We start from the raw sequence: 15,312 nt of genomic DNA, 5'->3' as shown, positions 1-15,312 counted from the left end.
AATAGTGGCCTTGCCAACAGCGGCCGCGCGCATGCGCGGCACGACCAGGAGCAGCGCGTGGATTTCAGCTTTACCGAAGAACAGTTGATGCTTCAGGACGTGGCCCGGCGGATCGCGCAGGAGAAGATCGCGCCGAGTGCCGAACACCACGACCAGACCGGTGAATTCCCCCTCGAGAACATCCGCCTGCTGGGCGAGAACGGGCTCATGGGCATCGAGGTGCCCGAAGAGTACGGCGGCGCGGGCATGGACCCGGTGGCCTACGTGCTGGCGATGGTCGAGATCGCCGCGGCCGACGCCGCGCACTCCACCATCATGTCGGTCAACAACTCGCTGTTCTGCAACGGCATCCTGACCCACGGCACCGAGGAGCAGAAGCAGCTCTATGTGAGCGCGATCGCCGAGGGGCGCGAGATCGGTGCCTTCGCGCTGACCGAGCCGCAGTCGGGCTCCGACGCCACCGCCATGCGCTGCCGCGCCGTGAAGCAGGCCGACGGCAGCTTCGTGGTCAACGGCAAGAAAAGCTGGATCACGTCCGGCCCGGTGGCGAAGTACATCGTGCTGTTCGCGATGACCGACCCGGACAAGGGCGCGCGCGGCATCACCGCCTTCATCATCGATTCCACCCGCGACGGCTTCAGCCGGGGCAAGACCGAGCCCAAGCTCGGCATCCGCGCTTCGGCCACCTGCGAGATCGAGTTCAACGACTACGTGGCCCGCGCCGAAGACGTGCTGGGTGACGAGGGCCAGGGCTTCAAGATCGCGATGGGCGTGCTCGACGCCGGTCGCATCGGCATCGCCAGCCAGGCCATCGGCATCGCCCGCGCCGCGTACGAAGCCACGCTGGAGTACGTGAAAGAGCGCAAGGCCTTCGGCCAGCCGATCGGCGCGTTCCAGATGACCCAGGCCAAGATCGCCGACATGAAGTGCAAGCTCGACGCGTCGCTGCTGCTGACCCTGCGCGCGGCGTGGGTGAAGGGCCAGGGCCAGCGCTTCAGCAACGAGGCCGCGATTGCCAAGCTCACCGCCTCCGAGGCCGCGATGTGGATTGCCCACCAGGCGCTGCAGATCCACGGCGGCATGGGCTATTCCAAGGAAATGCCGATCGAGCGTTATTTCCGTGACGCCAAGATCACCGAGATCTATGAAGGCACCAGCGAGATCCAGCGCCTGGTGATTGCCCGGAACGAGACCGGGCTGCGCTGACGCAAAGCGACCTGCAGCCCGTGGCGACCGCCTGCCATTGCCCGCGTACCGAGCCGATCGCCCCCACGGGTGGCGGCGCGGTGGCGGAACCCTGAAAACCTCCCGGCCCGTGCCTCGTGCGCGGGCCTCATTGCATCCGGATGACGACATGACTGTTCGCAAGAAGGCCCCCGCAATCTCCAAGACCGCCGAAGACACCAGGTCCGGCAAGGTGACCAGGGTCGGCAAGGCTGCCGGCAACGACACCGAGCGCCGCGGTCGGCCGCGTGACGGCAAGCTGCTCGACCCGGTCCTCGCCGCCGTGCGCAAGCGGGTGGGCAAGGCCGGCGGTGACGACGCGAGCGCATTCGCGGCGGCGTTCTACGAGCGCATGGGCGATGACGAGGTCGGCATGCACGAGGCCGACGGCTGGGCCGCGCTGGCGGCCGACTTCCTCGACTTCCTCGGCAAGCGCAAGCCTGGCACGGCCAGCGTCCGCCTGTTCAACCCGACCCTGGCCACGCACGGCTGGGAGACGCAGCACACCGTGCTGCAGATCGCCAACGACGACATGCCCTTCCTTGTCGACTCGGTGACCATGGCGCTCGCCGAGCTTGGGGTTGGCGTGCACGTGCTGGGCCATCCGGTGGTGTCGCTCAAGCGCGACCGCGGCGGCAAGCTGCAGGGCGTGGGCGAGGGCACGACCGAATCGCTGATGCACATGGAAATCGACCGCCAGTCGCCGGAAGGCTGCGCCCGCGTCGAGGCCGCCGTGCGCGGCGTGCTGGAGGACGTGCGCAGCATCGTCGGCGACTGGACCGCGATGCGTGCGCGCATGGAGGAGGTGGCCGAAGGCCTGTCCGACGGCCCGCTGCCGGTGTCCGACGCCGAGCGCGCCGAGATCCAGGCGTTCCTGCGCTGGGCCGCGGACAACCACTTCACCTTCTTCGGCTATCGCGAGTACGAAGTGGTCCGCAAGGGCCGCGACGACGTGTTGCAGGCGATCGACGGCAGCGGGCTGGGCCTGCTGCGCGGCCGCGACGTCGGCAAGCCGCGCCTGCTGCGCACGGTGGGCGCGCAGCGCACCGACCGCACCGTCGAGCCGTTGATCCTGACCAAGACCAACGCGCGCTCCACGATCCACCGCCCGGGCTACATGGACTACATCGGCGTGCTCGGCTTCGACCGCAGCGGCAGCAAGGCCATCAGCGAAAAGCGCTTCCTCGGCCTGTACACGTCCAGCGCCTACAACCGCCGGCCCTGGGATATCCCGATCGTGCGCGACCGCCACGAGCAGGTCATGGGCGCGTCCGGCCTGGCCGACACCGGCCACAGCGGCAAGGCGCTCAAGCACATCCTCGAGACCCTGCCGCGCGACGAGCTCTTCCAGGCCTCCAGCGGCGAGCTGCAGCGGGTCGCCAGCGGGATCCTCGGCCTGCAGGAGCGCGTGCGCAGCCGCCTGTTCCTGCGCCGCGACCACTATGGCCGCTACTACTCCGTGCTCGCCTACGTGCCGCGCGACCGCTACAACACCGAGGTCCGCCTGCGCGTCGAGGCCATGCTCAAGGACGCACTGGGTGCCGATCATGTCGACGCCAACGTCACCCTGGGCGAGTCGCCGCTTGCGCAGCTGCACATGCTGGTCCGCCCGCGCACCGGCGAGGCCATCGAGGTCGACGAGGCCGCGCTGCAGGCGCAGCTGGCGTCGATCGTGCGCAACTGGCAGGACGACCTGCGCGAGGCCCTGATCAGCGAGCACGGCGAGGCCAAGGGCCTGGCGCTGGCTTCCGGCTGGGGGCGGGCGCTGCCTGCGCCCTATATCGAACGCGCGACCCCGGCGGTCGCCGCCGCCGATGTTGCCCAGCTCGATGCCCTGGCCGGTGCCGACGACCTGCGCCTGAGCCTGCGGCGTTCCGCGCTCCAGCAGCCCGGCGAGAGCGCGCTGCGGCTCAAGCTGTATCGCGCGGACCACGACGTGCCGCTGTCGGACGTGCTGCCGATGATGGAGAACATGGGCCTGCGCGTGATCGCCGAGCACCCGCACCGGCTGCTGGGCCCGGCCACCGGCGACGCCGGCCAGCGGGTCGTGTACATCCAGGACTTCGAGGTTGAAGTGCTCGGCGGCGCCGAGCCGGACCCGGCCGCGTTCGAAGAGGCGTTCGTGCGCATCTGGCACGGCGATGCCGAAAACGACGGCTTCAATCGCCTGGTCGCCGCCGCCGGCCTCGGCTGGCGCGAGGTGTCGATGCTGCGCGGCTACTGCAAGTACCTGCTGCAGCTGGGCGTGCCGTTCTCGCAGAGCTACGTCGAAGAGACCCTGGTCCGCTATCCGCTGCTCGCGCGCGGCCTGGTGGAACTGTTCCAGGCCCGCTTCGATCCCGCCGCCGACAAGGGCCGGACGGCCGCGATGGCCGCGGCCAACGCCGCGATCAAGGGCATGCTGGAAGGCGTGGCCAGCCTCGACGAGGACCGCATCCTGCGCGGCTTTGTGGGCGTGATCGAAGCCACGCTGCGCACCAACTACTACCAGGCCGGTGCAGACGGTGCGCCGAAGGACTACATCGCCTTCAAGTTCGACTCGGCGGCCGTCCCGGACCTGCCGAAGCCGCGCCCCTACCGCGAGATCTTCGTCTGCGGCCCGCACGTCGAAGGCACCCACCTGCGCTTCGGCCCGGTGGCGCGCGGCGGCCTGCGCTGGTCGGATCGCCGCGAGGACTTCCGCACCGAGGTGCTGGGCCTGGTCAAGGCGCAGATGGTGAAGAACACCGTGATCGTGCCGGTCGGCTCCAAGGGCGGCTTCATCGTCAAGCGCCCGCCGGTGGGCGGCGACCGCGACGCCGTGCAGGCCGAAGGCATCGCCTGCTACAGGCGCTTCATCAGCGGCCTGCTGGACGTCACCGACAACCTGTCCATCGGCGGTGACATCCTGCCGCCGGCCGACGTGGTGCGCCACGACGATCCGGATCCGTACATGGTGGTCGCCGCCGACAAGGGCACCGCGACCTTCTCCGACATCGCCAACGGCATTTCCCGCGACTACGGCTACTGGCTCGACGATGCCTTCGCGTCCGGCGGCTCGGTCGGCTATGACCACAAGGGCATGGGCATCACCGCGCGCGGCGCATGGGAGTCGGTCAAGCGCCACTTCCGCGCGCTCGGCCACGACAGCCAGAAGCAGGACTTCACCGCGGTCGGCATCGGCGACATGTCCGGCGACGTGTTCGGCAACGGCATGCTGCTGTCGAAGCACATCCGCCTGGTCGCGGCCATGGACCACCGCCACGTCTTCGTCGACCCGAACCCGGATTCGGCGGTGTCGTACAAGGAGCGCCAGCGCCTGTTCAAGGTGCCGCGCTCGAGCTGGGACGACTACGACAAGGCGCTCATCAGCAAGGGCGGCGGCGTGTTCGCGCGCAGCCTGAAGTCGATCCCGGTCTCGCCGGAGATGCGCGAAGCGCTGGGCCTTGAGGAGGGCACCACGGCGATGACCCCGAACGAGCTGATGTCGGCGGTGCTGAAGGCGCCGGTCGACCTGCTGTGGAACGGCGGCATCGGCACCTACGTCAAGGGCGCGGGCGAGACCCACGCCGACGTCGGCGACCGCGGCAACAACGCCATCCGCGTCAACGGCGGCGAGCTGCGCTGCCGCATCGTGGGCGAGGGCGGCAACCTCGGCATGACCCAGCGCGGGCGCATCGAGGCCGCGCAGGCGGGCGTGCTTCTCAACACCGACTTCATCGACAACTCCGCGGGCGTGGACACCTCCGATCACGAGGTGAACATCAAGATCCTGCTGAACGCGCAGGTGCAGGCCGGCAAGCTCAAGCTCGCCGACCGCAACAAGCTGCTCAAGGCCATGACCGACGAGGTCGCCGGCCTGGTGCTCAACGACAACTACCGCCAGAACCAGGCGATCAGCCTGATGGAGCGGATGAGCGTGCCGCGCCTGGGCTCCAAGCAGCACTTCATCCGCACCCTCGAGTCGCAGGGCCTGCTCGACCGCCAGATCGAGTACCTGCCCAGCGACGCCGAAATCGCCGACCGCAAGACGCGCAACCAGGGCCTCACCCGGCCGGAGCTGGCGGTGCTGCTGTCGTACTCGAAGCTCGTGGCCTTCGAGCAGCTGCTCAATTCCGACATCCCCGAAGATCCGTACCTGTCGCGCGAGCTGCAGCGCTACTTCCCGCAGCCGCTGCAGGCGAAGTACGCCAAGGCCATGGAGCAGCACCGCCTGAAGCGCGAGATCATCGCCACCGCGGTCACCAACTCCACCATCAACCGGATGGGCGCAACCTTCCTGCTGCGCATGCAGGAGGACAGCGGGCGTACGCCGGCCGAGGTTGCCAAGGCCTATACGGTCACGCGCGAGACGCTCGAGGCGCGCTCGCTGTGGGCGCAGATCGACGCGCTCGACGGCAAGGTCCACGAGTCGGTGCAGATCGACGCCCTGCAGGTGATCTGGGCGCTGCAGCGGTCGTTCACCCGCTGGCTGCTGGCGCGGCCGGGCGCGCTGCCGACCATCACCAGCGCGGTCGACCGCTACCACGACGGCTTCCAGGCGATCCACGCCGGCGAGGACATCCTCACCGCCGCGCAGCGCCCGGCCTACGAGCAGTCGCTGGCCGACTGGCGCGCCAAGGGCGTGCCGGACGCGCTGGGCGGCCAGCTCGCGGCGCTGCCCTACCTCGAGGCCAGCCCGGACATCATCGAGCTGGCGCGCGAGCGTAAGCGCAAGCCGGTGGACGTGGCACGCGTGCATTTCCGCCTGGCCGACGCGCTCAACCTGCCGTGGCTGGTCCAGCAGATCGATTCGCTGGCGGTCGACGGCCGCTGGCACGCGGTCGCCCACGGTGCGCTGCGCGACGAACTTGCCGCCCAGCACCGCGCGCTGGTCGCGCAGGTGCTGTCGATGCCGGGGCGCGACGCCGACGCCAAGGTCGCGCAGTGGATCGGTCGCGACGACGCGGCGCTGAAGTTCACCCTGGGCATGCTCGATGAGCTGGCCGCGCAGAAGACGCTCGACTATCCGACGGCGTCGGTGGCGGTGCGCCGGCTGGGGCAGCTGGCCAGCGGCAGCTGAGGCCGTGGGCCCCTTGCCGGGGCCCCGTCCTGCCCTCCTTCCCCGCGCAGCGGGGCAGGGGGGGCGATCGATGGACCTGTCTGCGCGATGGGCGCGCGGACAGGCTTCACCGCGGGCGCCCGCGGGGTATGCTCCGGGCATGACCGGATCGCCGCGCATCGCCTTCCTTGCCAGCAACGCCCCGGAGGCACAGGCCGCGCTTGCGCAGTTCACCGCGCGCCACGGCCAGTGCGCGCCGGACGAGGCCGACATGATCTGTCCGCTCGGCGGCGACGGCTTCATGCTGCAGACGCTGCACCGGCACGGTGCGCTGGGCAAGCCGGTGTACGGCCTGAAGCTTGGCAGCGTCGGCTTCCTGATGAACCACTACCAGCGCGACGACGTGCTGCCCGACCTGATGGCACGGCTCGAGGCCGCCGAGCCGGCGGTGCTGCGGCCACTCGAGATGGTCGTCGCCACCGAGTCCGGCGCCAGCGTCGGTTCGCTGGCCTACAACGAAGTCTCCCTGCTGCGGCAGACGCGGCAGGCCGCGCACGTGTCGATCGAACTCAACGGGCAGGTGCGCCTGGCCGAGCTGGTCTGCGACGGCGTGATGCTGGCCACCCCGGCCGGCAGCACCGCCTACAACTATTCCGCGCACGGGCCGATCCTGCCCCTGGGCTCCAGCGTGGTCGCATTGACGCCGATCGCGCCGTTCCGCCCGCGGCGCTGGCGCGGTGCGCTGCTCAAGGCCGATACGGTGGTCCGCTTCCGCGTGCTTGATCCGTACAAGCGCCCGGTCAGTGCCACCGCCGACTCGCACGAGGTGCGCGACGTGGTCGAGGTCACCATCCAGGAGTCGCGCGAGCGCACGGTGACCCTGCTTTTCGATCCCGAGCACAACCTCGAGGAACGCATCCTGAGCGAGCAGTTCGAGACCTGAGCCGCGGCCCGGCCCGGCCCGGCTCTGCGCGCGTCTCGCGCCCTGCGACCGCCATCGCGCATACTCGCTGCATGCCTTCCGACCTGCTGCCGCCGCTGACCGTCGCCATTTCGTCCCGGGCACTGTTCGACCTGGAGGACAGCCACGCGCTGTTCGAGAGCGACGGCATCGACGCCTACGCCGAGCACCAGCGCGCCAAGGAGGACGAGATCCTCGAACCCGGCATCGCCTTCCCGCTGGTGCGCAAACTGCTGGCGTTGAACGAAGGCGCGGCCGCCGATGCGCCCAAGGTCGAGGTGATCCTGCTGTCGCGCAATTCGGCCGATACCGGCCTGCGGATCTTCAATTCCATCCAGCACCATGCGCTGTCGATCTCGCGCGCGACCTTCACCTCCGGCGAGCCGACCTGGCCTTACATCCGGCCCTTCGGCGCGCAGCTGTTCCTGTCGGCCAACCCGGATTCGGTGCGCGCAGCGCTTGAGAACGGCGTGGCCGCGGCGACCATCCTGCCGGCGAAGGCACCCGCGCACCGCCACGACCAGCTGCGCATCGCCTTCGATGGCGATGCGGTGATCTTCGGTGACGAGGGCGAGCGGGTCTCGCGCGAATCCGGCATCGAGGCCTTCCACCTCCACGAGGTCGAGCGCGCGCGCGAGCCGCTTTCTGGCGGCCCGTTCCGCGGCTTCCTCGACGCGCTGCACCACCTGCAGGCGGCGTATCCGCCGGGCGAGGCCTCGCCGATCCGCACCGCCCTGGTCACCGCGCGCTCCGCCCCGGCGCACGAACGCGTGATCCGCACGCTGCGCGAATGGGGCGTGCGCCTGGACGAGGCGCTGTTCCTCGGCGGGCGCGCCAAGGGCCCGTTCCTGGACGTGTTCGGCGCCGACATCTTCTTCGACGACTCACTGCACAACATCGACTCGGCACGCATGCACGTAACCACCGGGCACGTGCCGCACGGGGTCTCGAACGCCGGCTGATCAGCCGGCCGACGCCGCCGGCTTCGCATCATCCGGTGCCGGCAGGCGGATCTCGGACAGCCGCCAGCGCGTGCCCTGGCGCGTCAGCACCAGCACCAGTTCGCTGTGGTCATCCAGCGTGACCGTGGCCGACATGCGCGAGACCGATTCAAAGCGCAGGCGCGGGTCCGGGATCGGTTCCGGCTGCGCGCTGGTATCGGCGCGCGATGGCGGAGGGATGCCGCCGACCCGGTTCCAGACCTTGCGGCCTTCCATCAGCGCACCCAGGCCGACCGGCGTCACCATCGCGTCCACCAGTCCGCCCGCCAGGCCGGTGGCCACGGTCAGGCCAAAGGCGGCGAATGGGCCCGACTGCGCCTCGGCGCCGGCTGCGCGGACGATCCGGTCCTGCACCTGGGGCTTGAGGCTGGCGCGCAGCGCGGGGAAGTCGACGTGCCGCGCCAAGGCCCGCGCATCCTCGGTCTTCACCGCCTGGCGGATGCCTTCGATGGTGCGCCATGGACCACTGCCGACCCAGGCCAGCAGTGCCACCAGCAGCGCGGCGGTGGCCCAGGGCAGCCAGCGCAGGTCGCGTCGGGGCGCCATCGTCAGAACTCCAGGTCCAGCGCGGCGCAGAGATAGTCGATGAAGGGTGCGAGGTCGCGCAGGTCCTTCGCCAGCGTCTGCCGCAGGCGTGGTCCGGTCACGGTGGCGTCGTCGAGCGCGCGCCACGCAACGAAGCTGCGGTGCCGCAGGTCGTCGATGAATTCGAAATCGGCCGGGAAGCCGCGCGGCGGGCGCACCAGCATGTCCTCGTCGTCGAGGGCATAGCGGCGCTGGAACGCGGGCGCGTGCGCGGCGGCCTTCCAGCCGGCGGGGTTGTCGACGATGAACTGGCGGAGCTGGCGAAGCACGGGCGACTCCGGCCGCCAGATGCCGGCGCCGACAAAGCAGCCGCCCGGCTCGATGTGCAGGTAGTACAGCGGCGACGCCAGCTCCTTGCGCCGGGCATGGAACAGCCGCGCGCCCTGCCAGGTCTTGTAGGGCCGCTTGTCGTTGGCGAAGCGCGTGTCGCGCTGGATGCGGTACAGCGATCCACCCACCGTGCGCGGATCGGCGCGGAACTGCAGGCTCACTTCGGCCAGGTGGGGCTGCAGGTCGGTGATCAGCTGCTGCAGGGGCGCGCGCACGTGCGTTTCGTAGTCCTGCTTGTGCTCATGGAACCAGGGGCGCGCGTTGTTGCGCGCCAGCGCGCGCAAAAAGCGGAAGGTCTTGTCGCTGAAGTAGGCGCTCATCGGTCTGCAGCGGGGCTGTCGGGTGTCGTGAAGCGGTTGCGGCTGTCGTTGCCGTTGCCGTTGCCGTTGTCGTTGCCGGCCCCGGCGAGCGTGCCCGTGGGCGCCAGGTCGGCCGCGAGCTCGCGGCCCCAGCGCTCGAGCCGGTCGAGCAGGGCCAGGCGTCCGCCGCTGCCGGCATGTTCGCCGCGCAGGCGCGCGATGTCGGCGGCATAGGCATCGAAGTCGCATTCGGACAGCCCGCTGTCGCTGCACAGGCGCCGGCGGCGGTAGTCGTCCCAGCGCAGCTGTTCGGTGGCATCAAGGGTGTCCGGCCAGTTGCGGGCGCGGTAGCGGAACAGCAGCTCCGGAAGCCGGGGGTCCTGGAAGCCGAAATCGCGCGTGCCGAGCTCCGCGGGCGGGGTGGCGCGGACCGTCGCCAGACGAGCCTTGTCGCCGTCGCCGATGAAGCCGTCGTAGAGCGCGGCGTCGACGTCGGGACGGGGTCGCTCGCCGTCGCGATCGCGGGCGAACACGCGGCGCACCTTCTCGGCAAGCGCCGGGCCGTGGGCGCGGATGCGCTCGGCACGTGCCTCGGCGATCCCGCGATCAATCCCCAGGCGTTCGAAATCCGCCGGCCGCAGGTGGTCCCACTGCACCAGCGCCGGGCACTTGTTGGTGTGGATTTCCTTCAGCGGCACGCGCGACACGCCCTCCGGCAGGTCCGCGGCGCGCACGTACAGGCGCGCTGCGATCTCCTCGGGCGACAGCGCCAAGAGATCGTCCGGTTCGGTGTCGAGGTCGTAGACGATCATCCGGCTGCCGATCTGCGGATGCAGCGCGATCGGCAGCACCGCGGCCGCGCACATCCGCGCCGCCGGGTAGCGCTGCGAGACGTGCAGCAGCGGCGTCATCGCGATCGGGTCGAGCATGCCGGCGACGTGGCGCTTGTTGCGCAGCGCCAGCGCGTATTGCCACAGCCGCGGCTGCGCCTGGCGGAACAGCCGCGCCAGCCCGATCAGCGCGCGCACGTCGGACAGCGCCTCGTGGGCGTCGCCGGTGCGCACGCCATTGGCCTCGGCCAGGTGTTCGAGCTTGAAGGAGGTCGCGCCGTCCTCGCGCACGGGCCAGGTGATGCCGTCGGGGCGCAGCGCGTGCGCCAGGCGCATCACGTCGAGCAGGTCCCAGCGGCAGTTGCCGTTGCGCCATTCGCGCTCATAGGGGTCGTGGAAATTGCGAAACAGGCCGTGGCGGACGAACTCGTCGTCGAAGCGCAGCGAGTTGTAGCCCAGCGTGCAGGTTCCGGGGCGCCCCATCTCGTCGACGATGCGGGCGAAGGCTTCAGCCTCGCCCAGCCCCGCGGCCAGCGTGTCCTGCGGCGCCAGCCCGGTGACCATCGAAGCGCCGGGCGAGGGCAGCAGGTCGCTGGCGGGACGCACCAGGAATTCGATCGGCTCGCCCAGCTCGCGCAGCTCCACGTCGGTGCGGATGGCGGCGAACTGCGCGATCCGCGTCCGCCGCGGATCGGTGCCCCAGGTTTCGAGGTCGTAGAACAGGAAGCTGTCGCTCACGCGGTCGCCCTCCGCCCCACCACAAGTTCCCTTTCACGGCCGGTCGCAGCTATAGCTGCTCCTGCAGGTCCGGTGTTGTGCGCAGGGAAAATCATGGGGTGTCCTCCAGCAGCGGCAGGAGACGCAGGATCTCGCGATCAGTCGCCTCCAGGTCCACGTCGTCCACGCGCACCAGCCCGCGGGTCGCGGCTTCGAGGATGCCGCGCTGCACCTCGCTGCGCTCCAGCGCCACCGAGTAGGGGATGCGCATGAAGGTGACCATCGCGTAGTGCGGGATGAAGCGGGTCGGGTGGCGGGCCTGCAGCGTCAGCTCCAGCTCGCGCTGCAGCAGATAGTCGGCGTCGTCGACCAGGTCGCGCATCTCTATGTAGTTGTCGAGCGCCATGCGCTGGATAGCGGTGGCGTCGGGCATTCGCTCGGCCTCGAAGGCGGCGTAGGCCGCTGCGAGGTCCGGTGAGGCATCAAGCTGCGTCGCAAGCGCCACGCAGTCCTCGAAGGCGCAGTTCATGCCCTGGCCGTGGAAGGGCACCATCGCGTGCGCGGCATCGCCGATCAGCACCGCGTCACCGCCCACGTGCCAACGGTCCAGGTACAGGGTGCCCAGGCTTCCGATCGGGTTGGCTTCGAAGTCGTGGCCGAGCTCGGGGATCAGGGGCAGGGTGTCGGCGAAGTCGCGCTCGAACAGGGCGCGCGCGCCGGCGGCATCGACCACGGTCTCGAAGCTCGGATCGCCGTGGCCTTCGTCCTCCATTGCCATGAACAGGGTGACGGTGAACGTGCGTTCGTCGTTGGGCAGGGCGATGCACATGTAGCGGCCGCGCGGCCAGATGTGGAGCGCGTTGGGCTCGATGCGGAAGTCGCCGCCAGTGGAGGGCGGGATCTCCAGCTCCTTGTAGCCGTGGCCGAGCCATTCGGTGCGCTCGCCGAGGTCGCCGTGCTGCTGCATCTGGGCACGCAGCGTGGAGCCGGCGCCGTCGCATCCGATCAGGGTGTTGAATCCCACGCGATGCAGTTCGCCGCCGCCGCGGTAGAAGGCGCGTCGCGCAGTGAAATCCACGGCCTCGAGGCGGCGGTCGAAGTGCAGCCTGGCGCCGGCGGCCTCGGCCGCGTTGATCAGGGTGATGTTGAGCTCGCCGCGGCTGACCGACCAGATCACTTCGCTGTCGTCGCGGCCATAGCGCTGCAGCTGCGGCGTTCCCTCGAGCGGATGCACCATGCGTCCGCGCATCATCACCGCCTGCGCGAGCACGTCGCGGTCGGCGTCGGCGGCGCGCAGCGCGTGCAGGCCGCGCTCGGCCAGGGCCAGGTTGATCGAACGCCCGCCGGCAAAGCCGTGCACGCGCGGGTCGCCGCGGCTTTCGTAGACCTCGACCTTCCAGCCGCGCTGGGCGAGCAGGGTGGCCATCAGCGCGCCGGCGAGCCCGGCGCCGACGATGGTGGCTTCGCGCGTGTCCCCGCTCATGCCTTGCCCTCGCGCCAGGCCTCGGCGGCGCGCACGAAGCGCAGCACGTCGGCGTGGCTGTTGTACATCGGCGCTGGCGAGATCCGGATCACGTCGGGCTCGCGCCAGTCACCCAGCACGCCCTGCGTCGACAGCGACTCGAACAGCGAGCGCCCGGCCTCGCGACCTCGCAGTCCGCGACCCTCGAGCACCCGCAGGGAAAGCTGGGCGCCGCGCTGCACGGGATCCCGCGGGGTGACGATATCCAGCGATCCGGCCAGCCGCTGCTCGATCAGCGTTTCCAGGTAGCCGGTCAGCGACCGCGACTTCGTGCGCAGCGCATCCATCCCGATGCGGTCGAACAGCTCCAGCGAGCCGCGCAGCGGCGCCAGGCCGAGGATCGGCGGATTGCTCAGCTGCCAGCCGTCGGCGCCGGGCGTCGGCTCGAAATTCGGCTCCATGCGAAAGCGCGTGGCCTCCTCGTGTCCCCACCAGCCGGCGAAGCGCGGGCGCGCGGTGCGCGCGTGCCGCGCATGAACGAAGCAGCCGGCCACCGCGCCGGGACCGGCGTTCATGTATTTGTAGTGGCACCAGACCGCGAAGTCCGGGCCGTCGTCGTGCAGGCGCAGCGCCAGGTTGCCGGCGGCATGCGCGTGGTCGAAGCCCACCATCGCGCCGGCGGCATGCCCCAGGCGCGTGATCTCCGCGACGTCGAAGGCCTGGCCGCTGCGGTACTGCACGCCCGGCCACAGCACCAGCGCCAGCCGCGGCCCGTGCGCCTCGATGGCGCGCGCGATCGCCTCCATCGAGAACGTGCCTTCGGGCTGGTCGGCCTCGAGTTCGATCAGGTCCGTCGCCGGATCGAAGCCGTGGAAGCGGACCTGCGATTCCAGCGCATAGCGGTCGGACGGGAACGCACCGGCCTCCATCAGGATCGCCGGCCGCTCGCGCGTGGGCCGGTAGAAGCTGACCATCATGAAATGCAGGTTGGCGGTCAGCGAGTTCATCGCCACCACTTCTTCCGGCTCCGCGCCCACCACCCGCGCCAGCGGCTCGCGCAGCAGCGCGTGGTAGGGCATCCACTGCGTGGTCCCGGTGAAATGCGCCTCCACCGCTTCCGCCGCCCACTTGTCGAGCACATCGACCACGTGCGCCCGCGCCGAACGCGGCTGCAGCCCCAACGAGTTGCCGCAGAAATACGCCTGCTCGCGACCTTCGTGATGTGGGAGGTGGTACTCCGCGCGCAGCCCGCGGAGCGGGTCAGTCTCGTCGAGCGCGGCGGCGTGTTGGTCGGTGTGCTGGTCGGTCATGGGAAAGCCTTTTTTGCCACGGATCTACGCGGATGAACGCGGATAGGGCAAAAGCAGATGGATGGAAGGCGCATTTCAAAAAGTCTTTTCGCTTGATCCGCGTTTATCCGCGTAGATCCGTGGCCAAAAACGCTCTTCATGCAAACCTGGACCGTGACAAGCCCAGCCACTCCAGCGCGGTGCCGTTGTAGAGGCGGGCCTGGCCGGCATCGTCGAGGTCGAGGGCGTCGATGCCGGCGCCGGGTTGCTGCTCGCCGAGCGGGAAGGGGTAGTCGGTGCCCAGCATCACACGGTCGACGCCGCAGGTTTCGATCAGGTATTCGAGCGCGCGGCGGTCGGCGACCCAGGAGTCGAAGTACAGGCGCGAGAGGTATTCGCGCGGGTTGCGCGGGTTGTCGGTGGCCACCAGGTCCGGGCGCATGTTGAAGCCGTGCTCGATGCGGCCGATGGTGTAGGGGAAGCTGCCGCCGCCGTGCGCCATGCAGATCTTCAGCTTCGGCAGGCGTTCCAGCACGCCGCCGAACACCAGCGAACACGCCGCGCGCGACTGTTCGGCGGGCATGCCCACCAGCCACGGCAGCCAGTATTTGGGCATGGTGTCGGTGCCCATCATGTCCCAGGGGTGCACCAAAATCGCGGCGCCAAGTTCGGCGGCGGCTTCGAAGAACGGGAACAGCTCCGGCGCGTCGAGGTTCCAGTGGCGGCCATCCGACAGCTGGATGTGCGAGCCGATCTGCACGCCCTGCAGGCCGAGTTCGTCCATGCAGCGTTCAAGCTCCTGCACCGCCAGCCGCGGCGACTGCAGCGGCACTGTGCCGATGCCGGCGTAGTGGCGTGGATGCGCGCGGCAGGTTTCGGCCATGTGGTCGTTGAGCGCCTGGTGCAGCTCCAGCGCCTGGTTGGGTTTGGCCCAGTAGCTGAACATGACGGGCACGGTGCTGATCACCTGAACCTGCACGCCAAAGCGCGCGTAGTCGTCGATGCGCTCCTGCGCGTCCCAGGTCTTCGACCAGATCTCGCGGAAGAAGCGCCCGTCCTTGTAGATGCGGTGGCGGCCGTCGTCGGTGTGGTGGATCACCGGGAAGCGGTCGTCGCCGTACTTGCGGGCGAGGTCCGGCCAGTCGCGGGGAAGGTAATGGGCGTGGATGTCGATCTTGAGCATTCAGACACTCTCCGGTGCGATCAGCTTCACCGTCGGGAAATGGTCGCGGTATCGGCGCACGTCGCGGGTGAGGATGCCGCAGCCCGCGACTGCGGCATGGGCACCGATGAAGAAATCGGCCAGCACATTGTGCCGCGAGCCGCCGCGACGCCGATAGCGGACGAAGGCCCTGCCGGCGAGGAACAGCGCCGGCCGCGGGATCTCCTGCAGTGCGACGCCCAAGCCGGCAATTGCCGCGTCGAGCGCGTCGGGTGATTCGAAGGCCAGCGAAAGCTCGGCGTAGATGACGGGGTTGATGGTGAGCGTACGCAACTGGGACTGCGCCCGAAGCTGGCCGACAGACCAGTCCGCCCAATCAGGATCATCCTCGAGGACGTCGATCAGGACATTGGTGTCGACCAGGATCACGCG

The 15,312-nt window shown here is 69.7% G+C and carries 10 protein-coding genes and 1 pseudogene; 4 read left to right on the top strand and 7 right to left on the bottom strand.

Features of this window, described 5'->3' with window-relative positions; genetic code table 11:
• The first annotated feature begins 57 nt into the window (after positions 1 to 57).
• The 4 genes from ACW7GZ_RS04495 to ACW7GZ_RS04480 all read left to right on the top strand — a co-directional run bounded on the left by ACW7GZ_RS04495 (position 58) and on the right by ACW7GZ_RS04480 (position 8,167).
• Positions 58 to 1,206 (top strand): acyl-CoA dehydrogenase family protein, encoded by a 1,149-nt coding sequence (locus ACW7GZ_RS04495; protein ID WP_457003749.1) that lies wholly within the window; start codon positions 58 to 60, stop codon positions 1,204 to 1,206.
• Between the two features lie 148 nt (positions 1,207 to 1,354).
• Positions 1,355 to 6,265: an NAD-glutamate dehydrogenase gene (locus tag ACW7GZ_RS04490; protein ID WP_457008067.1), complete on the top strand. Its 4,911-nt coding sequence runs from the start codon at positions 1,355 to 1,357 to the stop codon at positions 6,263 to 6,265.
• Between the two features lie 139 nt (positions 6,266 to 6,404).
• A complete protein-coding gene (locus ACW7GZ_RS04485) occupies positions 6,405 to 7,187 on the top strand; it encodes an NAD kinase (protein WP_457003752.1) in 783 nt (260 codons plus the stop codon).
• A 71-nt stretch (positions 7,188 to 7,258) separates the two neighbouring features.
• A complete protein-coding gene (locus tag ACW7GZ_RS04480; protein ID WP_457003754.1) occupies positions 7,259 to 8,167 on the top strand; it encodes a 5'-nucleotidase in 909 nt (302 codons plus the stop codon).
• Here the strand turns inward: ACW7GZ_RS04480 and ACW7GZ_RS04475 are convergent, their stop codons facing one another.
• The 7 genes and pseudogenes from ACW7GZ_RS04475 to ACW7GZ_RS04445 form a co-directional block, all read right to left on the bottom strand.
• Entirely contained in the window at positions 8,168 to 8,752 is a 585-nt protein-coding gene (locus ACW7GZ_RS04475; protein WP_457003756.1) for a DUF2939 domain-containing protein, read from the bottom strand.
• 2 nt (positions 8,753 to 8,754) lie between these two features.
• On the bottom strand, positions 8,755 to 9,441 hold the full coding sequence (locus ACW7GZ_RS04470; protein ID WP_457008065.1) for a DUF2461 domain-containing protein: 687 nt from the start codon (positions 9,439 to 9,441) through the stop codon (positions 8,755 to 8,757).
• Between the two features lie 104 nt (positions 9,442 to 9,545).
• A pseudogene (gene sbcB, locus ACW7GZ_RS04465) lies at positions 9,546 to 10,988 on the bottom strand (exodeoxyribonuclease I); the annotation flags it as partial.
• Positions 10,989 to 11,079: 91 nt separating this feature from the next.
• Positions 11,080 to 12,450, bottom strand: a complete 1,371-nt coding sequence (locus ACW7GZ_RS04460) for an FAD-dependent oxidoreductase (protein WP_457008063.1) — start codon at positions 12,448 to 12,450, stop codon at positions 11,080 to 11,082.
• Complete coding sequence (gene kynU, locus ACW7GZ_RS04455; RefSeq protein WP_457008061.1) at positions 12,447 to 13,739, bottom strand: kynureninase; 1,293 nt, start codon at positions 13,737 to 13,739, stop codon at positions 12,447 to 12,449. The genes ACW7GZ_RS04460 and kynU overlap by 4 nt, the downstream gene beginning before the upstream one ends.
• A 136-nt stretch (positions 13,740 to 13,875) precedes the next feature.
• Positions 13,876 to 14,901, bottom strand: a complete 1,026-nt coding sequence (locus tag ACW7GZ_RS04450; RefSeq protein ID WP_457003764.1) for an amidohydrolase family protein — start codon at positions 14,899 to 14,901, stop codon at positions 13,876 to 13,878.
• A complete protein-coding gene (locus ACW7GZ_RS04445; protein ID WP_457003766.1) occupies positions 14,902 to 15,309 on the bottom strand; it encodes a type II toxin-antitoxin system VapC family toxin in 408 nt (135 codons plus the stop codon).
• Positions 15,310 to 15,312: the final 3 nt, after the last annotated feature.

It is taken from the genome of Luteimonas sp. A537, assembly GCF_054052065.1.
The sequence above is the reverse complement of the archived record's forward strand: the minus strand, read 5'-3'. Positions and strand labels throughout refer to the sequence as shown.